This is a genomic window from Fictibacillus nanhaiensis, assembly GCF_042686385.1.
Lineage (GTDB): Bacteria > Bacillota > Bacilli > Bacillales > Fictibacillaceae > Fictibacillus > Fictibacillus nanhaiensis.
This window is the reverse complement of sequence record NZ_JBHUPF010000002.1, coordinates 28,493-51,298: the sequence shown is the minus strand read 5'-3', so window position 1 is coordinate 51,298 and position 22,806 is coordinate 28,493. Positions and strand designations below refer to the sequence as shown.

General features: G+C 38.6%; 21 protein-coding genes. 3 read left to right on the top strand and 18 right to left on the bottom strand.

What is annotated here, in order from left to right:
* Positions 1–17: 17 nt before the first annotated feature.
* The 7 genes from ACFS5O_RS00680 to ACFS5O_RS00650 form a co-directional block, all read right to left on the bottom strand.
* A complete protein-coding gene (locus tag ACFS5O_RS00680; RefSeq protein WP_318300072.1) occupies positions 18–413 on the bottom strand; it encodes a VOC family protein in 396 nt (131 codons plus the stop codon).
* A 9-nt stretch (positions 414–422) separates the two neighbouring features.
* Complete coding sequence (locus ACFS5O_RS00675; RefSeq protein WP_205724544.1) at positions 423–1,085, bottom strand: HAD family hydrolase; 663 nt, start codon at positions 1,083–1,085, stop codon at positions 423–425.
* A 74-nt stretch (positions 1,086–1,159) separates the two neighbouring features.
* Positions 1,160–2,014, bottom strand: coding sequence for a ComEC/Rec2 family competence protein (locus tag ACFS5O_RS00670; protein WP_205724543.1), 855 nt, complete (start codon positions 2,012–2,014; stop codon positions 1,160–1,162).
* Positions 2,015–2,408: 394 nt separating this feature from the next.
* A complete protein-coding gene (yhbH, locus tag ACFS5O_RS00665) occupies positions 2,409–3,575 on the bottom strand; it encodes a sporulation protein YhbH (protein WP_066391233.1) in 1,167 nt (388 codons plus the stop codon).
* A gap of 201 nt (positions 3,576–3,776) precedes the next feature.
* Positions 3,777–3,953 carry a hypothetical protein gene (locus tag ACFS5O_RS00660; RefSeq protein WP_205724542.1) on the bottom strand — a complete coding sequence of 59 codons (177 nt, stop codon included), beginning with the start codon at positions 3,951–3,953 and terminating at the stop codon, positions 3,777–3,779.
* Positions 3,954–3,985: 32 nt separating this feature from the next.
* Complete coding sequence (gene lepB / locus ACFS5O_RS00655) at positions 3,986–4,561, bottom strand: signal peptidase I (protein ID WP_205724541.1); 576 nt, start codon at positions 4,559–4,561, stop codon at positions 3,986–3,988.
* Positions 4,562–4,751: 190 nt separating this feature from the next.
* Positions 4,752–6,647 carry a PrkA family serine protein kinase gene (locus tag ACFS5O_RS00650; protein ID WP_205724540.1) on the bottom strand — a complete coding sequence of 632 codons (1,896 nt, stop codon included), beginning with the start codon at positions 6,645–6,647 and terminating at the stop codon, positions 4,752–4,754.
* 170 nt (positions 6,648–6,817) lie between these two features.
* On the opposite strand from ACFS5O_RS00650, the gene ACFS5O_RS00645 reads away from it, so the two are divergent.
* Entirely contained in the window at positions 6,818–8,656 is a 1,839-nt protein-coding gene (locus ACFS5O_RS00645) for a transglycosylase domain-containing protein (RefSeq protein WP_205724539.1), read from the top strand.
* 178 nt (positions 8,657–8,834) lie between these two features.
* On the opposite strand, the gene ACFS5O_RS00640 is transcribed toward ACFS5O_RS00645, so the two are convergent.
* From ACFS5O_RS00640 to queG, 5 genes are all read right to left on the bottom strand, one after another.
* Entirely contained in the window at positions 8,835–9,404 is a 570-nt protein-coding gene (locus ACFS5O_RS00640; RefSeq protein ID WP_205724538.1) for a DUF5366 family protein, read from the bottom strand.
* 567 nt (positions 9,405–9,971) lie between these two features.
* Positions 9,972–10,445, bottom strand: coding sequence for a tRNA (uridine(34)/cytosine(34)/5-carboxymethylaminomethyluridine(34)-2'-O)-methyltransferase TrmL (gene trmL / locus ACFS5O_RS00635; protein ID WP_205724537.1), 474 nt, complete (start codon positions 10,443–10,445; stop codon positions 9,972–9,974).
* 85 nt (positions 10,446–10,530) lie between these two features.
* Positions 10,531–11,412, bottom strand: coding sequence for an amidase domain-containing protein (locus ACFS5O_RS00630; RefSeq protein ID WP_205724536.1), 882 nt, complete (start codon positions 11,410–11,412; stop codon positions 10,531–10,533).
* A 68-nt stretch (positions 11,413–11,480) separates the two neighbouring features.
* On the bottom strand, positions 11,481–12,017 hold the full coding sequence (locus ACFS5O_RS00625) for a methylated-DNA--[protein]-cysteine S-methyltransferase (RefSeq protein WP_205724535.1): 537 nt from the start codon (positions 12,015–12,017) through the stop codon (positions 11,481–11,483).
* Positions 12,018–12,076: 59 nt separating this feature from the next.
* Positions 12,077–13,222 carry a tRNA epoxyqueuosine(34) reductase QueG gene (queG, locus tag ACFS5O_RS00620; RefSeq protein ID WP_205724534.1) on the bottom strand — a complete coding sequence of 382 codons (1,146 nt, stop codon included), beginning with the start codon at positions 13,220–13,222 and terminating at the stop codon, positions 12,077–12,079.
* A gap of 73 nt (positions 13,223–13,295) precedes the next feature.
* On the opposite strand from queG, the gene ACFS5O_RS00615 reads away from it, so the two are divergent.
* Entirely contained in the window at positions 13,296–13,952 is a 657-nt protein-coding gene (locus ACFS5O_RS00615; protein ID WP_205724533.1) for a B3/B4 domain-containing protein, read from the top strand.
* A 337-nt stretch (positions 13,953–14,289) separates the two neighbouring features.
* Here the strand turns inward: ACFS5O_RS00615 and ACFS5O_RS00610 are convergent, their stop codons facing one another.
* The 6 genes from ACFS5O_RS00610 to ACFS5O_RS00585 form a co-directional block, all read right to left on the bottom strand.
* Positions 14,290–14,967, bottom strand: a complete 678-nt coding sequence (locus ACFS5O_RS00610; protein ID WP_205724532.1) for an OmpH/Skp family outer membrane protein — start codon at positions 14,965–14,967, stop codon at positions 14,290–14,292.
* A gap of 433 nt (positions 14,968–15,400) precedes the next feature.
* Positions 15,401–17,857: a YhgE/Pip family protein gene (locus ACFS5O_RS00605; protein WP_205724531.1), complete on the bottom strand. Its 2,457-nt coding sequence runs from the start codon at positions 17,855–17,857 to the stop codon at positions 15,401–15,403.
* Between the two features lie 191 nt (positions 17,858–18,048).
* The gene (locus tag ACFS5O_RS00600) at positions 18,049–20,214 is read right to left on the bottom strand and encodes an ATP-dependent helicase (RefSeq protein ID WP_318300071.1); all 2,166 of its coding nucleotides are present in this window, start codon (positions 20,212–20,214) and stop codon (positions 18,049–18,051) included.
* Between the two features lie 303 nt (positions 20,215–20,517).
* On the bottom strand, positions 20,518–20,916 hold the full coding sequence (locus ACFS5O_RS00595) for a hypothetical protein (RefSeq protein ID WP_205724529.1): 399 nt from the start codon (positions 20,914–20,916) through the stop codon (positions 20,518–20,520).
* Between the two features lie 96 nt (positions 20,917–21,012).
* Positions 21,013–21,507, bottom strand: coding sequence for a Panacea domain-containing protein (locus ACFS5O_RS00590; protein ID WP_205724528.1), 495 nt, complete (start codon positions 21,505–21,507; stop codon positions 21,013–21,015).
* A gap of 437 nt (positions 21,508–21,944) precedes the next feature.
* The gene (locus tag ACFS5O_RS00585; RefSeq protein ID WP_205724527.1) at positions 21,945–22,304 is read right to left on the bottom strand and encodes a hypothetical protein; all 360 of its coding nucleotides are present in this window, start codon (positions 22,302–22,304) and stop codon (positions 21,945–21,947) included.
* A gap of 260 nt (positions 22,305–22,564) precedes the next feature.
* Between ACFS5O_RS00585 and ACFS5O_RS00580 the strand changes: the two genes are divergently transcribed.
* Entirely contained in the window at positions 22,565–22,780 is a 216-nt protein-coding gene (locus ACFS5O_RS00580) for a hypothetical protein (protein WP_205724526.1), read from the top strand.
* Positions 22,781–22,806 lie beyond the last annotated feature (26 nt).

Sequence of the window (22,806 nt, the reverse complement as noted above, 5' to 3'; positions counted from 1 at the left end):
TCCTCTAACTTACATGCTTACTGCCAATTCTTCATCCGTTCTTGAAGGCTGCCAGTGAAGAACTCTATTTCATTTCCGTCCGGATCGTTAAAACTAACTGTGTTTCCGCCGCCTCTTTTTATCGGTCCTCTCGTGATTTTAATCTTTCGTTCGCGCAGCAACTGGACCGCTTTAGGAAAATGTTCTTCAGAAACTGTAAATGCAACATGATCAACCCCTATTTGATTTTTATCCATAGGTTTTGCATCTTTCATTTCTATCAAACACAGCCACACTCCCCCGACGTCTAAGTATATATCTGTATTCCCTTTATGAACGATTTTAGCACCTAGTACATTTAAATAAAATGTTTCGGAACTCTTTATGTTAGAAACTCGAATCGTAATATGATTGATACCTTGAACGTTAATCATATGGATTTCTTACCCTTTTTTCTCTGCCTGTTTAATGAGGGACGCAAGATTTAACTCTGCTAAAGATTCCATCTGATGATCCACATCACTAAATGTCATATGTTTTGTAACAGGGTTAGGAATAGCTACACAATATAGTCCTGCTTTTTTAGCCGCTACTGATCCGTTTACAGAGTCCTCAAAAGCGATCGCTTCATGGGGTCTTACGTTTAAGGCTTTTACTGCTTCAAGATATAGTGTGGGATCTGGCTTTACTTTTTCAACATCATCAGCTGTTTTGATCACTTCAAAATGATGCCTTAAACCAATTCGATCTAAATGCTCTTCAACCCATTTTCGCGAAGAACTTGATGCAAGACCCACTTTTAATCCAAGTTCTTTTGCAGCTTCAAGGTACTCAACAATTCCAGGAAGTTCCTTTTGTTCCGATATTAGAGCAAGTGCACGCTTTGTCTTTTTGGCTCTAAGGACTTCATGATCAAGCTTTTGATCGATCTGTTTCTCTAAATATTCGTAAGGATTAAAAGCAGAATGGGTACCAATACATTCTCCCCAGACTTCGAGCGGCAGATCGCTTCCATGTTCCTGATACAATTCTTGAAAAGCGTTATAATGCTGTGTTTCCGTATCCAGGATCGTTCCATCAAAATCAAACACCAATGCCTTGATCACCTTTAACCATCCCCATCTTGAGCGTTTTATACTATTTTCTTAAATTTTTCTAAAAGACGCAAGAAAACCGATTATTAATGAAGGACATTCGTTCTAAACATGATCTTCTTTCCGTTGCTAGTGGCGATAATTGCCCCAAGCTGATCGGTTCGATAGACGGTCATCTTTCGGTTTTCTAAACGATACATCACTTCTTTTGACGGAAACTGATAAGGGTTATTCCTGCCCACCGAAATCACAGCTGTTTTTGCTTTGACTTTTTTCAAAAATTCCATTGTCGTACCTGTATTGGCTCCATGGTGGCCCAATTTGATAACATCTGCTTTAACACCACCACGTTTCAATATCTCTTTCTCTTCTTCAGCACCTGCATCTGCCATGAGAAGAAAATTCTTTTTGCCATGCTTGATCTTAATCACAGCTGAGTAATCATTGATATGTTTATAATACGAACCTTTAGGGGCCAGCATCTCTACTTTTACAGAGAAACCCATTTTAAAATTCACACCTGCTTTTGCGCGATCTACCGGAATTTGCTTTTCGTTGATCACACGAAAGAGATCATGATAATATTTGGTGTCGTATGGGAGGTTCGGCATGTACAGCACACTCACGGGGAACGCTCGTATCACATCATCTAAAGAACCGATATGATCGTGATGAGGATGAGTAGCAACAACGATATCCAGATGCGTAACGCCTTCTTTTTCTAGATAAGAGATAACCTTATCTCCGTCATCTTCATCTCCACCATCGATAAGCATCGTTTGTCCGTTTGGCGCTTTTATAAGGATACAATCAGCTTGCCCTACGTCTAAAAAGTGGATCGTCAACGGATCAAACCAATCCGCTCGAGCTTTTTGAGGAACGATCGTTAACACGAGCATCAAGCTCACGCAGAACACAGCTAACTTGTTAATGGTTTTCAAATCTCCCACCCCTTTACATTCATTTTTCGTCCATAATGCGTAACCTTAGTTATATGTAATTTTGTTGAATTCAACAACAAAACCCGCTATCCAATACATGGATGCGGGCGATTTGTTTTTTATGAATATTTGTTTTCTAAAAGCTTATCCCTAATAGAATATTGCTAGAAATTCTTCTGCTTTTAGAAAAGGTCATTTCTAAAAACTCATTTATGTTAGTACTTCATCAAGAAGTTGATTGGAGTGTAGGATGCGAGACTCCTGCGGGACAGGTGGGCAGGTGAGACACTTAAGAGTGAAACGAACGAATATGGCTCACCGCCTGCCCCACGGAAAGCGAGCATCTGAAACGGAAATCAACTACTTTCATATACATCAATGAGTTCGACTTACATTAAATATTTACTTCATTCTTCTTAAAAAAGCTCTTCATGGCATGATACACATCCGCTTTTTCTTTTAGGATATAATGACTAAACTTCGGATTATCCATATTCTTATACACACTCATCAAAGTTGAATGTCGATTATAAGCATTCACTTCACCATACCCAAACATATTAGAGTGCTCCATAATTTGTTGCACGAGCTTCACACACCTTGCATTATCACTCGTAAGGTTATCTCCATCCGAAAAATGGAAAGGATAAATATTAAAACGGCTAGATGAATATTTCGTCTCGATCAACTCAAGCGCTTTGCGATAAGCAGATGAACAGATCGTTCCGCCACTTTCACCTTTGTTAAAGAAGTCTTCTTCGGAAACCACCTTTGCCTCCGTGTGATGCGCGATAAATTCAATCTCTACTTTCTCATACTTCGATCGTAAAAAGCGTGTCATCCAGAAAAAGAAACTTCTTGCCATATACTTTTCCCAGATTCCCATCGAACCAGAAGTATCCATCATAGCCAAGACGACTGCTTTTGATTCAGGTTTGATGACTTCGTTCCAAGTTTTGAAACGCAGGTCATCATTGTGGATCGGAGCAACACTTGGCTTTCCGATCAAAGCATTACGTTTGAACGCTGTAAGAATCGTTCTCTTTTTATCCACGTTCCCCATGAGCCCTTTTTTACGAACATCATTAAATTCAATCTTTTCGAGTACGATCTCATCTTGTTCTTTTTGCTTAAGATTGGGAAGTTCTAGTTCTTTGAACAGCATCTCTTCCAGTTCAATGATCGAAACTTCTGCTTCTGCATAATCGACACCTGGTTTGTCGCCTGCAGGTCCTTTGCCTTTTCCGGCCCCGCTCTGTCCGGCACGTCCATCTCTGGCTACTACATCCCCCACCTGACTATCTCCATCACCTTGGCCTACGTGCTTGTTCTTGTCGTAGTTGTATCGGATTTTGTATTCATCCATAGAACGGATTGGAATCTTAATCACATCACGCCCGTTGGATAAAATGATATTCTCTTCACTTATCAAATCCGGCAAGTTGTTTTTAATGGCTTCCTGCACTTTTTCCATATGCCTTTGATGATCTTGATATCCTTTTCGGTGGAGGGACCAGTTTTCCTGAGACACAACAAAATTGTTCTTTTCCGGCTCGCTCATCGTTTTCCCCCTCCAAAGCAGCAAGAGTCAATGCTGCTTGTTCTTGATCAACCCGGGGCATAACTTGCTTGTAACAATCCGCTATTATCAGAAAAAAAGGGTTGGTTACACTATCATATGCACGTACTTCTTAGAATTGCTAAACTTTCATGATAAAAAAGCCTTCTTTTCTAAAAAAGAAAAGAAGGCTTCGTTTTGTATTTATTTATGATATTCTTCTTTGTCGTGCTGCTCGGGATCAGGCGTTTTCCCGCTTTTATGAACTTCTTCGTTAGTGGAAACGTGTTCCATCACTTTTCCGTGTTCTTTCATTTCTTCAAAGTTAGATACCATTGAGCTATTTTTTCGTTTAGGTTCATTATTATTTTGTTTTGTCATAGGGATTCACCTCTTACTGAATTTTTCCCCATTTATTCCTTTTTAAAACCATTAAAAACTTTAAGCTCATCCATTGGCCAATAACGAATGTTAGCCTCGCCCACGATATCCGTCATTTCAACAAAACCAATATGGCGACTGTCGATACTGTGAAGCCTGTTGTCACCAAGGACGAAGATTTTACCTTTTGGTACCGTATCATGCCCTGTGATTTCTTCTAACGTAAAGTTACCAGTCAGCGTACGATTACCAGCAAAGCGTTTGAATTCTTTTAAATAAGGTTCTTCCACTGGTTTGTTATTGATATATAACTTGTCATCTCGGTATGCAATATGGTCTCCCGGAAGACCGACCACCCGCTTAATATAATCTTCTTTCGGGTTTGCCTTAAAAACGATCAGATCAAACCGTTCTGGCTGACTGATCTCATACCCGATCTTATTCACGATCAGACGATTGCCGTTTTGGATGGTAGGCATCATAGACTCTCCGTAAACAACATATTGCTCAATCAGAAACTTTTTTATAATAATAGCTAGAATAAGTGCAACACCAATTGCTTTTATCCAATCCATTAATCCGTTTCGTTCTTTTTTAGTCGAGCTCATTGGGCTCACTTCCTTTAGTTAGCTTATTAGTATCAATTTACCATTTTTAAGTAAGTAAACACAAGTTCAATTATTTTTAACATAAATATGATTGTAAATTCCACTCTGTAATTTGTTTAGTTTCCCCTAAATTTCTGTAAAAAAACACACCCTGACAGCCATAACTCGTGTACAGGGTGTGTTGCCATATTTATCGGTTCAGTAAACTGCCTACATATCTTAGTAGTTCGTTGGCACTAGTGGTATTATATCCGTGTTCATCCACTAGCCGTGCGATAACCTCATTTATCTTCTTCAGTTGGGACTCATCTGGCGTTTTAGATGATGTCGTAATCTTTACAACATCTTTAAGATCTGCGAATAATTTCTTTTGAATCGCTTCTCTTAATCGCTCATGAGAATTATAGTCAAATTTCTTTCCTTTTCTGGCATAAGCAGAGATTCTGATCAGGATTTCTTCACGGAATGCTTTTTTCGCATTCTCAGAGATTCCGATCTGTTCTTCGATCGATCTCATCAACTTCTCATCTGGACTCATCTCTTCACCAGTAAGCGGATCACGTAATTTATTTTTATTGCAGTACGCCTCAACATTATCGAGATAATTGTCCATGAGTGTTTTTGCAGACTCTTCGTACGAGTAAACGAACGCTTTCTGAACTTCTTTTTTCGCAATATCATCGTACTCTTTACGAGCTGCCGAGATAAAGTTAATAAACCTCTCTTTATCTTCCTTCGATATGGATGCATGATGATCAAGCCCGTCTTTTAATGAACGCAGAACATCTAATGCGTTAATAGAAGGTGTTTCTTTGCGGATGATGGCTGATGATATTCGGTTGATCACGTAACGCGGGTCGATACCAGACATCCCTTCATCAGCAAACTCTTTCTTTAGTTCCTCAAGGTCGACATGATTGAATCCTTCTACGATCTCACCGTCATATAATCTCATCTTCTTCAAAAGATCCATACCTTGTTTCTTAGAATCCTTTAATCGCGTTAGCACTGAGAACGTGGCTGCCACTTTTAAAGCGTGAGGCGCAATATGAACATGAGACATATCACTCTCTGAGATCATCTTCGCATAAATTTTTTCTTCCTCTGAAACTTTTAAATTATACGGAACGCCCATTACGATAATCCTTGAATGCAGGGCTTCGTTTTTCTTATTCGCGATAAACGACCGGTACTCCGATTCGTTCGTATGCGCGACAATCAATTCATCCGCTGAGATCAATGCAAATCTTCCCGCTTTAAAGTTTCCTTCTTGCGTAAGAGAAAGGAGATGCCATAAGAATTTCTCATCACACTTCAGCATTTCCTGAAACTCCATCATTCCTCGATTCGCCTTGTTCAGTTCTCCATCAAAGCGATAAGCACGGGGATCTGATTCTGATCCGTACTCTGCAATCGTGGAAAAGTCTATGCTTCCTGTTAAGTCAGCGATATCTTGTGATTTAGGGTCAGATGGACTGAACGTACCGATCCCTGTTCGCTTATCTTCTGAGAAGAAAACACGTTCTACCATCACATCTTCAATGCGATTGTCATATTCGTGTTCAAGTCTCATCGTATTAAGAGGAGATAAACTTCCCTCTACTCGAATGCCATAATCATTAAAAAACTCTTTTCTTAAGTGCTGTGGAATGAGATGTAATGGATCTTCGTGCATCGGACAGCCTTTAATCGCATAGACCGCTCCTGCAGGAGTTTTTGTGTATTGCTCTAAACCTCTTTTGAGCATTGTAACTAAAGTGGATTTACCACCGGATACTGGTCCCATCAACAATAAGATACGTTTTCGAACATCAAGGCGTTTAGCGGCAGGATGAAAATACTCTTCAACAAGTCGTTCGATTGATTCTTCTAATCCAAAAATCTGATCGCTGAAAAAATGATACACCTTTTGACCATTTTTTTCTGAAATGCCAGCATCTTTGATCATGTTGTATACTCTTGAATGCGCAGACTGGGCAACAAATGGCCGATCTCGTAAAATATCAAGGTATTCAGCGAAGGTACCTTCCCAGGCTAAACGCTGTTCTTCTTCACGATGCAGTTGGATTCTCGATAAAATATCCATGAGTACCTCCTTGATTGTATTGGCTCCATCAAGTGTTAATCTACTCTATGCGGGGATGTCCGTAATCATTCTGTTTGAATAGCGATTTTTATTTAAAAAAGTTGGAATTCCCATTTGCACAATCATGGTAAAATATGTTTATCCTTATGTTTTGAAACGGAGAAAGCGTTATGAATCAAAAGCTTGGCCTTCTAACAGTGCTCTTACTGCTCGGTATTGTGTTTTTTTCATTTATAGGTTTAAAAGCGGAACACGAAAACTATATTCCATTTCAAAAAGCAATTTCTTCTCTTGCTCAAGTGGAGAATATGAAAGTTGATGAAAACAGTCGCCTCCTTGATCGAAACGGTGATCTTCTTTATGAGTTTAATAGTAAGGAGAGCCGTGTTTACCTGGACTACAACAAAATACCAGAACCTGTGCTTCAAGCTTTTATCGCAACAGAAGATCAAGGATTCAACCAGCATCATGGCATCGATGGAAAAGCGATCGCTCGTGCTTTTATTACGAATTCGTCAGCAGGGTCTGTTCAGCAAGGTGGCAGTACGATCACACAGCAGCTGTCACGCAATTTATTTCTTACACATGAACGTACCTATGACCGAAAACTAAAAGAATTATTAATCTCATACAGAATCGAACAACAGTTATCAAAAGAAAAAATCTTAGAGCTATACATCAACTCGATCTACTTTCAAAATGGTGTTTATGGAATTGAAAAAGCTAGCCTTTATTACTTCAGCAAACCGGTCGGTGAGCTTTCGTTAGCTGAAACAGCAGTGCTCGCAGCCATACCAAACAACCCAAAGCTTTATGATCCTCTTACAAACTTTGAGAACACGATAAAACGGCAAAAGTGGATTTTATTGAAGATGAAAGAGCAAGGCTACATCAACGAAGCTACTTATGAAAAATCACTTGATCAACACATTAAATTAAATGTTTCACAGCCTGTCGTTCCCTTCCCTGAAATTGTGGGTTATGTAAAAGAGGAACTTCTTAGTTTAATATCGGCCTCTCCTAGCCATAAGAATCAGACTGCAGAAGAATTAGTGATAGAGAGAGATTCACTGTTAAAAAGCGGTGTAGTCGTTGAAACTTCATTAGATCCTCTGCTACAAAAAGAAGCTGTACATGCTGTAAATGCCCGATTGCCCTATAACGGTGTAGAAGGTTCTGTCGTTATTGTCGATCATGTTTCAAAACAGATCGTCTCTATGGTTGGGGGAAAGAATGTTGGTTTAGAAGAGTTCAACCGTGCTTATCAAGCGAAAAGACAGCCTGGTTCTACAATAAAACCGCTTCTCGTCTACGCTCCTTATGTTGATGTGTATGGTGCAAATTCAAACTCGCTCATTTCTGCAGCACGTATCTGTGAAGGTAACTATTGCCCTAACAATTATGGTGGAGCTTCTTACGGTACAGTCTCCTTAAAGAAAGCGATGGCGAGTTCCATCAATACTGCAGCTGTTAGAGCACTAAGTAAAACAGGAGTGAACAAGGCGTTCTCTTATTTGCAGCCCTTCGGATTTTCATCTGTAACGCGAGAAGATTATCAGCTTGCAAGTGCACTCGGTGGATTCTCAAAAGGCTTCTCGCCTCTTGAGTTAACAAGTGCTTATACTACATTTAGTTCTGATGGGGTATTCGTAAAGCCAAGGTTGATCACTTCAGTAAAAGATAAGAATGGAAAGGTGTTATTTGCTTGGAAAGAGAAACCTGTTTCAGTATGGAGTGGGAAAACCAATAGCGTGATGCGTGAGATGCTAGAAGCCGTAACAATTTCAGGAACAGCAAGAGATGCTCGTTTTGCGGGGTCCTCTTATATTGGTGGAAAGACAGGAACAACAAACGAAGTGCGTGATCTTTGGTTTATCGGACTGACTGATCGTTATACAGCAGGCGTTTGGGTGGGGCGTGATACACCGAGCAGTCTACGTTCTATTGAGAGCGCGTCTCCCGAAGTGATGATCTGGCGAGATATTATGATAAAAGCACACCAAAAATGAGATAAAACCCTGTCACTACAATAAGTGGCAGGGTTTTTAGCTGGTACTTGAATATGAATATTTAGGATAATTCCGCGATATTTCATATTAATCCCGCGAGATTTTGAGACAATCCCGTAAATGATTGAAATATTCCTGCGAGTTTTTATGATATTCCCGCGAGTCTATAGATAAATCTCTACGTAATAGCTGCCACAAACGCATTGTACAAACGCATCACCGTATAGACCACAAGCAGCCCGAAACCTGTCCAAAAGAATAAGTTCAGAAATACCATTCCCATGATCCCTATGGTTGATAAACTGTAGCTGATACGCAATAAGAATTGAAAAAAGTACAAAAGAGATGCAACAATAAACACAATCCCTATCAGCAGCACGTAATGGTTCAGCGCGATCGCAAGCATACCGCCTACAAAAAAGTACCAGCTCCCGCCTTTTCCTTGCTGAAGCAGGTTTCCCTCTGTATCTTTTGAAAAAAAGAACAAGCTGAGGTGCGTCAGCGTATCAGACAGCAGCTTAAGAGCTGCAAACATCATAAAGAACAGCAGAAACAAACAAAAACCGATCGATAAGTGAATCACATGATCGTCAAATAATTCTTGCATCCCCTGATACACACCAAAGTATGTAAGCTTATCAATCAAGAGTCTTTCAAAATAAATGGCAAACCCTGAACTGAACAGAATAATAGAAAACAAGGGAAGATACCCTGTCATATATACGTTTTTCTTCATCGATGCTAGCACGAATCCCCTCAAATTGTTAAATTTCAGCAGAAATACATTCCCATGAAAACCGTTTTCATTTATAATGAGAAAAGATACTGGAAAGAATAATATTACTTTCAAAGGAGGAGTTCAAATGGATTTTATCCTCATCCTACTCGTGATGCTCGCCTTCCTGACTGCCATCTTTACAGCAGGCTATAACGATCGTCCTGGAAAAAACTAATCCATATACATATGGAAGTAAAAACGTCCCTTTAATCAGGACGTTTTTTTATTCTCTCAAAGATATTGTGTTTGTTCATCATTGACAAGTTGATTGGAGTGTAAGGTGGGAGACTCCTGTGGGACAGGCGGGCAGTTCGAAAAGTGGAAGTGGCTCGTTCAGCCCCGACAAGCAAAAGTTGAATGAGCAAGGAAGGCGCACTTTGCCTTCTGGATCATTTAGCTTTTGACCTCGAGGGGCTAGCCACTGCCACTAGACAGGTGAGACACTTATAAGTGAAACTTGCGAATGTGGCTCGCCGCCTGCCCCGCGGAAAGCGAGCACCTGTAACGGAAATCAACCACTTACAGTACGAAAACAGCTTATTTCAACTCTCCAAAACTTTGTTGACGCAATGCTTCATAGATTAAGATCGCAGCCGTATTCGATAGGTTCAATGAACGAATGTGTTCATTCATTGGAATACGCAAACATCTTTCCATGTTTGAATCGATCACTTCACGGGGAAGTCCCTTCGTTTCTTTTCCAAAAACAAAGAAAACATCCTTCTCTGAATCAGAGTAATCAAAATTGGAGTACGTCTGTTCACCAAATTTGGTGATGTAGTAAAACTCCCCGTCTGGGTATTCATTATAAAAAGCATCCAAGGAATCATGATGAGACAATTTTACATGCTCCCAATAATCAAGGCCAGCACGCTTTAAGTATTTGTCTTCTAAAGAAAATCCGAGTGGATGAATGAGATGCAGATGTGCACCTGTTCCGGCACAAGTACGTGCGATGTTTCCTGTGTTCGCAGGAATTAACGGTTCGAATAAAACAACATGTATAGCCAAAAAGCTCACCTCAAAAACAATATTCCAACAAGTACTTATTATAGCACTTTTTTTGGAATATCACTCTCTGAAGGCAAGCTTCTTCTTAAAGAATATGAAAAAATTTATATTGAATGCGCTTCGTGTACGCTGTTGAATCTTCATAGCCCCAGTACCTCATTCTACTGTTTGTTGTATGGGCATTTACGAGTGGTTCTCCCGAAGGATCCTTTGCGACCACAATCGTCGTATGTTGATAATGGCCATCTCCATCAAAGTCATAACAGATCACATCTCCCGGCAAAAGAAGATGCGCAGCTGATTTCTCTTGTGCTTGAAGAGTCGATTTAGAACCGCTCAAATACCATCTCATCGCATTGGCTACAGACCAACTATAGCTCCAAGAATTATTTCGCATCCACCACCCCTTCGACTTAATCGATTGAGAAGTCATCGGAATGCCACCTGCATGTAGACTTTGAGAAATATAATTCGTGCAATCATTCTCAAAAGATTTATAGGCAGGATTAAACGTATTCCACCATCTTTCTGCATAGCGTACGGCAGCAAGCCGATCATACCCACCCTTCGTCGGTGCGATCGATTCGTTCTCCCGCTCGATCTTCGGAAGTTCTCTATAGTTTCCTTCCACATTCACGGGCTCATCGCTCTTCATATCACCATCTTGAAACGTAGCACGTCGCTCTTGAGAGATTTCTTCCACATAGAAATCAAACCCCTGTTTGATCAAAAAGCTGTAATGGACTAGATAATCCACCTGAACCTTATCCTCAGATTCAGTCGTTCGTAAGACGCTTCCGTTCGTTTGATTGTTCACGATAAACGCATTTCTATCGGTATACATTTGTTTTTTTCGAATAAAACTCTCTTGTTCTTCTCGTAAAAAGAAACCTCTTCCATCTGCATCTGCATGAATCATCCATTGGGATTGGTTTTGAATATAAGCTTTAAGTGTTTCCATCCACATCAGACATCCCTCCTGCTTCTACTAACATATGAGTGGGATATCAAAAAAAAGAACCCTTTAAGGGCTCTCTAGGATGTCTTCTTGCAGCTATTCTGTTCAATCGACAACAATATTTCTTTTTTATCTAATCCCCCGCCATAGCCTACAAGTGCTCCATTACTTCCAATCACACGGTGACATGGAATAAAAACAGGTACTGGATTTTGGTTGTTCGCGCTGCCTACAGCTCGAACGGCCTTAGGGGCACCAATGCCTTGAGCCACTTCCTTATATGAACAAGTTACACCATAAGGAATACTCGTCAGCTGATTCCATACCTTTTTTTGAAAAGCGGTACCAAATAAATCATAGTTCACACTAAATGCATGCAGGTTGCCTGCAAAGTAAGCGTGTAGTTGTTGAACGGTATCATCCAATCGTTCAGGAGAGTGTATCAGTTCTCCCTTAATAAAATGTTTCGCCATCCATGAACGTAAAGTTGGAAGGTTATCCTCCATTGAACCAAAATCGAGACGGCAGATTCCGTTCTCCGTTGCAATGATTGTTAACGGTCCGATTACGCTTTCCATTTCTTCGTAATAGAGTAACGTTTTAATCTGACACATAATTATCCCTTCTTTTCATTACTTGACCTTACTATATCGGACACTCCAAACATATGCGATTACGAAATTTCTTGATTTCGAACCATTTTCAGTCCCTTTTCAATCTCTAGCGTGACCAAATCGTCTTTTTCACTCTCTTTTGCAGTTAATAGTTCTAATTCCGCATTTTCTCCGCCAATCTTACCAATTGCCCATGCCGCAGTACCTCGAATTACGGGACGTGGGTCATGATTGAGTAACATTAATAGATCCGGAATGGCTGTTTCATCTTTAAAATGAGCTAAAGCGATAATCGCATTTCGTTGAATAGGCTTCTTTCCCCTCCAACTGCCTGAAATGTAACCGAATTTTTCTTTGAACTCTCTATTGCTTATCGACAACAACGGCTTTAAAAGAGGCTTAACGATCTCTGGATCAGGCTCCATTTCCATATGATGATGAAAATCTTTCCCCTTATTTTCAGGGCATACGGTCTGACATGTATCACACCCATATAAACGGTTACCGAGCTTATCTCTATACTGATCAGGCAGAAATCCTTTCGTTTGCGTTAAAAAGGCGATACACTTTGACGAATCAAGCTGTCCTCCTTGTACAAGAGCATTAGTCGGACATGCATCGACACATTTATTGCACGAACCGCACTGATCCTCCATTGGTGTGTCTGCAGGAAACGCAATGTTAGTAATCATTTCACCGAGATACATATAAGAACCAAACTCAGGTGACATGATCGCACAGTTTTTGGCACTCCATCCGATCCCGGCTCTCTCAGCAACAGCCCGATCCGATAGTTCACCAGTGTCTACCATTGATTTCACAGCGGCACCTGGAACTTTTTCTATAATAAAAGCCTCCAGTAATGAGAGCTTTTCTCTTAATATATGGTGGTAGTCTTTACCCCATGATGCTCTGCAAAAAATTCCTCTGCGCTCTCCTCGAACACTTCTTGGAGCATCTTTCATCTTGGAGGGATATGCAAGAGCGATTGATATGATACTGGAAGCACCGGACAGAAGCCGATCAGGCTCTGTTCTCTTTTCTATATCACTTTCTTCGAATCCTGATTGATAATTAAGGTCTTGTTGTAATCGGAGACGTTCTTTGAGCTCGGCAAATACATCAGCATGTGCAAACCCAATTTTGTCGATTCCGATTTCTTTACTATATGCAACGATCTCTTCCTTCAACTGGGCACTTGTCACGCATATCCCTCCTTTACATTTATTTTCAACAATTATGATAAACTACAATTACTTAAATAAGAAACGGGGTTACATGATGATAACGATTCATCCTAAACTAAACGAACTTGTCCCTGACTTTAAAATAGGCACAATTACATACCATAATATCGCGATTAGCGAATCACCGCAAATGATTAAAGGCAGGTTCCAGCTATTTACAGAATCACTCCGACTTGAAGAAAAAAATCCTGCCGATTACCCTGGTGTCGCAGAATATCGTCAAGTGTTTAAAACATTAGGAATGGATCCTTCTAGGTATCGTCCCGCTTCAGAAGCATTGTTGCGACGGGTGTTAAGCGGGAAAGACCTACCTCCAATCAATTCTGGGGTCGATGTAAACAACTTCTTCTCTATTCGATTTGCAATTCCGATCGGTCTTTATAACTTAGATCGAATTCAAGGTGATGTGGAGATACGTATGGGTGGTGCTGAAGATTCGTATGAAGGGTTAAACGGACGTGAGATGAACATGGAAGGTAAGTTACTGTCTAGAGACGATGTTGGTGCGTTTGGCAGTCCCATCGTAGATTCAAAACGCACGATGGTAGATGAGAGTGTAAAAAACGCGCTGCATATCGTGTACCTGCAGCCATCTATGGATAAGAGTGAGGCTCATGAGCTGTTGGAATCTATGGCTAAGATGTTCACTCAAGTGAATGGTGGGAGTGCTGAGATTCAGGTGATTTAAACAGTTGTTTAAATTACGAAAAGCTCATTTGGCTACAAGTTATTATTAAATACAGCTGATGTCGAATGATGTAGACTCGTCGATATAACATACAAACTCGTCAATATAATGGGGGAATTGGTGAATATATCGTGTAAAAGTTTCAATAAAATAGGCAAACTCGTCATTATATATTAATTGCGCTTTATAAAACAAAAAAATGCAGGGCTTCATTGGATCAACGAAGCCCTGCATTAAAACCTACAACTAACTTGTTCTATATATAAGCAGCAAGTAGGACATTTATGACAAGTTCTTTTAAACTTCCTTTAAAAAATTCACCTGTCTAACTTTTTTATTACTCTACTAACGTATATTTCACAGACAATGTTGCTTCAATCTCGTCTCCTTCAACCAATTCAAACACGTATTCAGGTAGGAACAGGTCATTCCCTCTTCCTAAGATGATATTGACTTTACTGCCTCCATTCACAAAGTAATTTCCAAATCCGTTCACGGGCTCTACTTTATACCTCCCTGGCGCTATATCTTTACCTGCTATAAAAACGCCTGCCACTAATGTTCGTGGCTCTTTCTTTTTAACTAGAATGCCTTTATTTAAAGTATCAAGCTCACCTTGTTTATTTGCGATCTCTCCGCTGAGGTTTTTCAATTCATCTTTCTTTCCTTTTACTTGTACGCCTAATTCATCTAGCTCTTTTTGAATCGCATCTTTTTGGCTGATCAATTCTGAAGCTTCATCTACCTGTATCTGAAGACCATTCAATTCTGCTTGTTTGTTACTCTTTTCTTCCTCCATTGTCTCCACGTTTTCTTCTAAACTTTCTAACTCTTTTTGCCATTCTTTAATCTCACCATCAATTTCCCTTGCTACAACTTTTTTATCTTTGAGAAGAACAGAAGCTTTGTTGTAACCTATTGCATGTGCTGAAAAAGCGATAACCGCTGCTAAAAAAAGTCCTATTAAGCTTAAATAAACCCACTTCTTCTTAACAACGGATAATTCCCATTTCATTAAATCTCCTCCTCCTGATGAGATATGTATGGCTTTTGAACTATTTTATTTTATTGATAAAACATTATGCTTTTTTATCAAAATAAAAACCCCTTTAAAATAGGGGTATAGAACTCATCTATAAATATCGAAATAATACAAGGATAGAAAAGAGAAAAAGGATTACCATGACAAATAACAAGCGAACCGATTGGAAAAGCCGGATCAACAGACCATTAATCATATGCATATAGTGAAAAATATCAGCAGAAATGAAGAGGATCGAAACGAAGGAGACGGTCATTAAAATCAGACATACTGTAGCACGCCGGTCTCTATACATTAGAGAAATAACCTCCTTTACACCTACATATTCAGTGTACAAGAAGAAGATTCAAAAAAAGTTCCCAGCTTAAGTTGCCAGGAACTTTTTATTTTAATCCATTGATGTTGATCAGCTCGCTAAATCTAGATTTTTAGGTTCGCTTTTTGGCTTTGCAAACAAATAGACTGCGATCGACAATAAACTAAAACTTAATAGATAGATGAACAATATCCCCATATTAGAGAATGCAGAGCTCGTACTGCCCAATGAGATCAATGCCTTAAACCCAGCGATGGAATATGTGAACGGCAAGAACTCACTTAGCGCACGCAAATTCTCTGGCAGCATATCGATCGGCAAGTTGGCACCTGTCGTTGAAAGCTGTAAGATTACTAAAGCAAAAGCAATGAATCGTCCAATGTTCCCTAACGAAGCAAAAAATAAAACTATTCCTGTGAATACTAAACTTACAAATACCGCAAAAGCTATGAAACCAAGTGGATTTCCAGTTTTCACATTTAAAAGTAGTAAAACGACCGTCGAAAGAAGTAATGCTTGTACAACCGCCAGCGCACCTAGATTCATGAATTTAGCACCAAACCAAGAGAACGCTGAAACTCCTTCTGGCTTCTTAAAGTTGATGAACATCGACATGATTAAGATTCCAACGAATAGCGCTAGTGAAAGAACATAAGGAGCTGTTGAGTCACGATAGAGTGGGTACTTATTTACCGTTTCACTCTTCAACTCAACAGGTGAAGAAAACATGCTCAAATTCTTATCATTGGCTGCTTTAATGGAACCTGTTTTATCTGCTCCGTCTTTAAGACCTGATGATAACTCGTTACTTCCATCATTTAATTTCCCTGCACCGTCATTTAATTTGGTTACACCTTCCGTTAAGTCACCCCAGCCTTTTTCAACTGTTGCGTTTCCATCACTCACCTGTGACATACCATCGTTAATCTTTGTTGCGCCTGAAGTTAGGTCACGCCAGCCTTTTTCAACAGAAGAGTTACCTGCTGATACTTGGGTTGCACCGTCATTAAGTTGGGATGCGCCTTTTGTCAAAGATGTCCAGCCCGTATTGACCGATTGGTTTCCTGCTGCAATCTGAGATGTACCTGCGTGCAGCTCTCCTACCTTACCTACCATCGTGTTCCAGCCACTCTCAATCGACGCAGTCCCTTGTTGAAGCAGAGGTACCTTTTGGCTTAATGTCGCAACACCGTTATCCACTAACGTTTGGCCAGCTACAAGCTGATTTACCCCATCAGCGACAGACTTTGGATTAGGTTCAGCATTTGCAGTAAAAGCTCCTGCGATTTTTGCAGCTCCTTGTTGTAGTGCCTGGAGCTTTTGTGCTTTTGCTGGATCAGTAGCAGCTGTTGTGATAGCTTGGCTCGTACCATAAATCTTCATAAAAGCAGGATCCTTGGATAGTTCAGGGTGTTGCTCTAAATATGCCTTTAAATCACTTGATAACACTTGCAGCCCCTTACCTAGGTTTGCAGATTCATCTGCCACTTGAGCAACGCCTTGCGAGATCTGCTGTGTTCCAGGAGCGATTTCATTCTTGATCGCACTTTGAACACCTTTTAGTCCTGTTAAGATTCCCGTTGTTCCTGCTTTGAGTTGCGGTATGCTGTCTCCAAGTTGTTTCGCACCCGCTGCAAGGTCTTTTACTCCAGATTGTTTATCTTTTAAATTTTGTAATAAAAGTCCTGTTCCTTCATTAGCTGCAGCTGAACCTGCTGCAAGCTTTGAAATATCACCTGATTTAGATTGAAGGGAAGAAAGCATTTCCTTCATACCAGCACTTAGTTGCGATGAACCGTTGGCCAGTTTGCTTATATCCGGCTGTTTGGCTGACAAAGAACTAGCCATTTGTCCTACACCATTTTTAAGTTCTTTTGCACCACTTGCAAGCTTTGAAATATCAGCCGCTTTATTTGTAAGCGATTCCAAAAGTGTGTTTGTTCCATCTCGTAGATCAGTCATTCCCGTATTTAATTTCGCAGATCCATCTGCAGCTGATTGAAAACCTTCTGATACATCACCGAGACTAGCGAACATATTGTTTGCATACTTCTCCGTAATTTTATCTCCCAGTTTTTCTCTGAGCTTTTCAGTCGCACTTCTTGTGACTTGTGCTGCCATGAAATTTAATCCTTCGTTTTGAATATACGTAAGCTGAAGCTTCTCGGGATTATCACTTAAAACAGTTGTTACCCTTTGTGAAAAATCTTCTGGAATCTCAATAACCATGTAATATTTCAGACTATCGAGGCCTTCTTTTGCTTCCTCAGCACTTACAAATTCCCAACCGAGATCTTTTCCTTTCTTTAAATCTGCGACTAGATCTTTTCCTACATTGATCGGCTCATCGTCCGATAAAGCCCCCTTGTCCTTGTTGACTACCGCAACAGGCAAGTTTGACAAGTTGTCGTAAGGCCCCCATTTTGGTGATAGAAGTATACCACCATAGACGACAGGTACGAGCAACGCAGCAATGACTGAGATCAGCAGACCCTTTTTTCCTACTAACTTCGCCATTTCTGCCACAAACAAACGAAAAGCGTTCATCCCTTTACCCCCGTTCTCCCCTAATATAAAATACATTCTGTAAAAATGAACAGGTATTCACTTCTACTAGAATGTATTATTCGGAAGAGATAGGAATAAATCCTTCTTATTTATCAGAAAATTGTAAAATATTAAATAATAATGAGGTATTAAGTCCTGTTATAATATAAGATTAGATAAAAAACTGTTTATCACGTGTGAACTAAAGGCTCTAAAAGTCCCATTTCCAAACACGCACTGATTGATAATTTCTTTTCCTTAGACTGAAATTTTAGAGTGATAAATTCTTCACTGACCTCTGTTATCTCTCCAGTCCCAAATACACGGTGAGTAACACTTAGACCAACTTGTAATTCTTCCTTCTTTTTGATGCTATTCGGATTAAAAGGTACTCCATTAATCTTCTTTACATTCTTTTTTATAGGTTCAGATTTCGTCATTCTTGTCGGATCTAATATATTTTTAACATCAGTTACAAACACAGATTCTTCAACTTTTTTCCCATCTCGATAAGGATACGTCACTACGGTTAATTGTTTCTTGGCACGCGTCATCCCTACGTAAAATAAACGAGCTGCTTCTTCTAACATTTGATGATCAGTACGATCTTCTTTAGATGGGATGATTCCGTCCACTACATCAATCATATATACCCTCTCAAATTCGAGCCCTTTCGCACTATGAAAGGTAGAAAGTGTTATCGCGTCATGCCCCTTCTTCTTTTTTGCTGTCTTCAGAACGAATTCAAGATGCTTTAATCGTTTAGCAAAATCCTCAAGGCTCTCAAGATCTGTTGCAATTTCTTCGAGTGTGTTTAAGATCCCCACTAAATAATCCATTCGAAAACCTAGGCTCTTACTAATCTTTTCTATGGCTTTGTCATATCCTAATCGATCTCTGATCACACGAATAGCTTGAAGAGGCTTCATCTCTTTCATTTCTTTAAAGGTCTCTTTACTAGCCTTTAGAAGTTTTACTTGATACTCCTGTAGTTTCACATGTTTTAGCAGGTTATCAAATACAGAATCGTTATTGTTCAGTTGTTTGAGTCCTTGCATCTGCTGCTTCGAAATATAGCCGTTAAACTTTAAATGAATTTTTTCTAAAATGTCTGGTCTCTTGTCTGTAAAGGCCATTCGCATAAAATTCAATATATCTTGAACTACCCAATGTGAAAAGAAACGATTATCAGCATCCTTCATATAAAACGGAATTCCTGCTCGTTCTAAATCATTCATCAATCCAATGGATGACGAATTGTTACGATATAAAATAACGATTTCCTTTAGATCAACGACTTCATTCAGTTCACGTACCAAGTATTTGGATTGCTCCTTAAAATTATGAAGTTGCTTCACTTCTATTGGTTGCTGCGAAGAATTTTGAGTAAACATATTTTTTTCATATCTATTCTTGTTTCTTTTAATAAACGAGTTAGCCACCTGAACGATATCGTTAGAGGAGCGATAGTTCTGCTCCATAAACAAGATAGAAGCATCGCTATACTTTTCCTTAAAGTTCAGTAAATAAGACGGCTCAGCGCCTCTCCAGCTATAGATCGATTGATCGTCATCGGCAACCACACACAAATTCCGATGAGTAGAAACCATCTTTTCTATAATAGAGTGCTGAACAAGGGATGTATCCTGGCTTTCGTCTGTTAAGAAATAATCGTATCTGTTTTGATAATGACGTAAAACGTGGACATTATTTTCTAATACATCATTTCCGATCGTGAGCATGTCATCAAAGTCTAACAATACATGATGCCGATCTGAACGTTTAAGTTCCTCATATTGCTTAAAGATCGCCTCAGCTTGTGGAACCTCACAGGAAACTTCTGACCACCGTTCGATCGGTATCATCTTGTTTTTTATGTAACTGATATAGGTCGTAAGCTCATCCATTTGATCTTCAGTTATGTTCTCTCCTACAAGGGACTTAAATAAATGCCTAAGCATAAGTTTTTTGTTGTACTGAAAGTTTCCTGCCGTTCCTGCTCTTTCATCTGAATCGTGATCACCCTCTATAATTGTAAAAGGGATTCCCAACTTTCTATAATGATTCCTGACTACTTCAAAAGCAAAGCTATGAATGGTGGAAAAGTCCACAGAAGGAAGTTCAGGATAAAATCTCGTAAAACGCTCTTTCATATCATTAGCTGACGCCTTACTGAATGTAACAGCTTTTATACGAGACGGATGAATTCCTTTTTCCATTACCAAATAACCGATTCTCATAATAATGGTGGTCGTTTTCCCAGAACCGGGGGAAGCCAGTAAAAGAAGTGGCCCTTCTGTCTTCATAACAGCTTTCTTTTGCACATCATTTAAAGTGATGCCAAGATCATTTTTCATTTTAGTGAAGAAATCTCCCATGAGTCAGTACCCTTTCGTATTATGAATATGATAAATGAAGTTTAAGCTCTTTAAGCAAATAAAAAAACTCCCCACAAAGGTGAGAAGTCTTAAGTTTAAATGTTAAGTTAAGTAAAATGGTACCGGTGGTCGGGGTCGAACCGACACTCCAGAAGGAACACGATTTTGAGTCCCAATTGAAAACCAAATCTTAACTAACGGTGTCATAACAAGCCTTCAAGCAGTTATAGAAATAATCGATGCACACGATTACTGTTAATTATACATTTGACCTCTTGAAATTTAAAGTGTCTTCTTATTAAACCTGCATAAACCAGCCTTCTTATATTGCTGAATTAGTTTGCTCTCTAATTGTCTTGCTTCATATAAGTTATCAAATTCTCCAATGAACTTGTAGGTAAGTTTTCCTTCCTTCATTAGCTGTTTATGTTCCGAGTTTCTTCTATTAGAATAACGCCTACATCTGTACCAAATTCCAGACCCTGCATAAACAACTTTTTCATTCAAACAATGCTCATAAACAATAAATTTTTTAACTCTTCTAAGATTATCAGGATTGAGTTTGTATCTTTTTATCAGTTGTATTATTCTTTGAAAAGTGGTTCCATACATTTTTGCTATATCCTGATTTGTCATTTTTTCTTTTAAGTGTTCTTCTAATTCACTTTTTGTTGGTAACACATCTATCACCTCAAAAGTCTTATATCTTTGAATAGTAACTTGTAAAGTTTTGCTTGCATTTTAGAAAATAAAAAAACCAAGTTGATTTTTTTCAACTTAGTTTTTTATAAATATCTCTATTTCTCTTTCTTCATCAGCGAGACTAATTAAATCCAAATGTCCATATTTCTTCTGGGTTCTTATTGGATAAGTGCTATAAACATAATCTATAAACTCGGACCAATGTAAATTTTTAGTCTTTTCTATTACTTGGTCTAGAATCTCTTTTTCTGAGTCACTAATAGTATTTAGGTGTAGTTGTTCCGCATTATACTCTTTCTTCAATCCAATTATGCCTTTAGGTGTTCCGTACACAGAATAAGTATGATTAATTACAATTTTACGGTCACTTTCTGCTTCATCGTAAACATCACTTACGTATGGACCATAATGATCAAAATACCATTTAATATTAGTTAACTGCTTTTTATGCTCTTTTGCTGAAAACCAATCAGCTAGATAAACCATTTTTGTTATTCTTGTTTTTGATAATTCGTTTTTATGCGGGTAGTATAAGGTAAAATAACGTAATAATCCACGTATCTTATTCATACACTTCACTCCCTTGCTAAAGGTAAATTTGTTTTGATGACATTTACTAGTAGTTGACCAAAAGAACCTTCTATTAGTTTGTCTATGTCACTAACTAAGGCTGGTAATTGTTCTGAAAGAGATTCAAAGACAATGACAGCAATGGGTTCTCCATTTTCTAGCAAATTCCTACAATAATAAGCTCTGCTTTTCATAGAAATATTTTCGATAATATCCTGATCAATATTACATTCGGACGTTACTTGAGTAAAATACCCTTTTTTTGCCCTTAACGGGTCGGGTAATCCTTCAATATGAACATACCCGAAGTTCCAAGTTTTACCTATAAAACCTTGATTATTTGGATAACTATTTCTCCCAGACTTCTTAATGGTATTGTTAAGTGAATATCTTCCAACTGAAACAAAAGATTCATTTTCAAATCGATAGATTGTAATTCATTCATTATATGTGAAGTCTAATTTGTTATAAAAGGCCTTAACAACTTTTTCAGGTACACTTTCTAATGTACTAATAAGATGTTCAACATCCCTATCTAACTTTTCGGCATCATTTTTATATTCTTCACAGTTCATTATGTTATTGAGATTATGTGACCATCCCATAATAAACAAAACTACTACTCCCACGATTCCAAAAACACTATCTGATATAGTGGCCAACAGTGGTGGTATTGTCAGAATTATAGGTATTAATAAAAGTAATAATTGACCCCAATTTGATCTTAGGTTTTTAATATTAAATAAGTATACAATAATTTTAGTAAGGTTTTCATAAACTCTTTTTATCTTAAGCAATCCTACTCTCCCCCTAGAATTACCAATTCGACAAATAAACAGAAAACCCTTCCTTAAATGTAATAATTACCCTAAATGATTGTTTTTTAAATCAATATTTTAGATTTTCAAAACATTTATTCATGATTAAATTCTTTATTTGTTATTTATTCAATATATATTGAATTTGCTTCTCTTTTGTTGGCAATATTTAAGTCTTTATATTTGATAAACCAATTGTTTAAATTAAAAAGGGAACATAATTTTAGGAGGAACTTAATTTGAAAACAGCAGAAGAAATCAAAGCAGAAATTAGAGAAATGGAAAGTACTGAACGTTGGAAGCTCGTAACGGAAATAAAAAATTTTCCTAATTATGAGGATCAATGTAATTTGTTAATTCAACTTAGAGAAGAAGTTACAAGATTGAATAAAGATATAGAATTCCTATCGAAAAAAACCGGATTACATGATATGTACTTAGAACGTATTAAATAGAAAAAAATCACCTTGATAAAAGAATC

Excerpts from the sequence above, each read along its gene's own strand:
- ACFS5O_RS00645 (WP_205724539.1), top strand. The coding sequence starts at position 6,818 with ATGAATCAAAAGCTTGGCCTTCTAACAGTGCTCTTACTGCTCGGTATT.
- ACFS5O_RS00680 (WP_318300072.1), bottom strand. The coding sequence starts at position 413 with ATGATTAACGTTCAAGGTATCAATCATATTACGATTCGAGTTTCTAAC.
- ACFS5O_RS00630 (WP_205724536.1), bottom strand. The coding sequence starts at position 11,412 with ATGTGGATGGAAACACTTAAAGCTTATATTCAAAACCAATCCCAATGG.
- ACFS5O_RS00615 (WP_205724533.1), top strand. The coding sequence starts at position 13,296 with ATGATGATAACGATTCATCCTAAACTAAACGAACTTGTCCCTGACTTT.
- ACFS5O_RS00605 (WP_205724531.1), bottom strand. The coding sequence starts at position 17,857 with ATGAACGCTTTTCGTTTGTTTGTGGCAGAAATGGCGAAGTTAGTAGGA.
- ACFS5O_RS00625 (WP_205724535.1), bottom strand. The coding sequence starts at position 12,017 with ATGTGTCAGATTAAAACGTTACTCTATTACGAAGAAATGGAAAGCGTA.
- ACFS5O_RS00650 (WP_205724540.1), bottom strand. The coding sequence starts at position 6,647 with ATGGATATTTTATCGAGAATCCAACTGCATCGTGAAGAAGAACAGCGT.
- ACFS5O_RS00610 (WP_205724532.1), bottom strand. The coding sequence starts at position 14,967 with ATGAAATGGGAATTATCCGTTGTTAAGAAGAAGTGGGTTTATTTAAGC.
- ACFS5O_RS00590 (WP_205724528.1), bottom strand. The coding sequence starts at position 21,507 with ATGAATAAGATACGTGGATTATTACGTTATTTTACCTTATACTACCCG.
- ACFS5O_RS00600 (WP_318300071.1), bottom strand. The coding sequence starts at position 20,214 with ATGAAAAATGATCTTGGCATCACTTTAAATGATGTGCAAAAGAAAGCT.
- lepB (WP_205724541.1), bottom strand. The coding sequence starts at position 4,561 with ATGAGCTCGACTAAAAAAGAACGAAACGGATTAATGGATTGGATAAAA.
- yhbH (WP_066391233.1), bottom strand. The coding sequence starts at position 3,575 with ATGAGCGAGCCGGAAAAGAACAATTTTGTTGTGTCTCAGGAAAACTGG.
- ACFS5O_RS00660 (WP_205724542.1), bottom strand. The coding sequence starts at position 3,953 with ATGACAAAACAAAATAATAATGAACCTAAACGAAAAAATAGCTCAATG.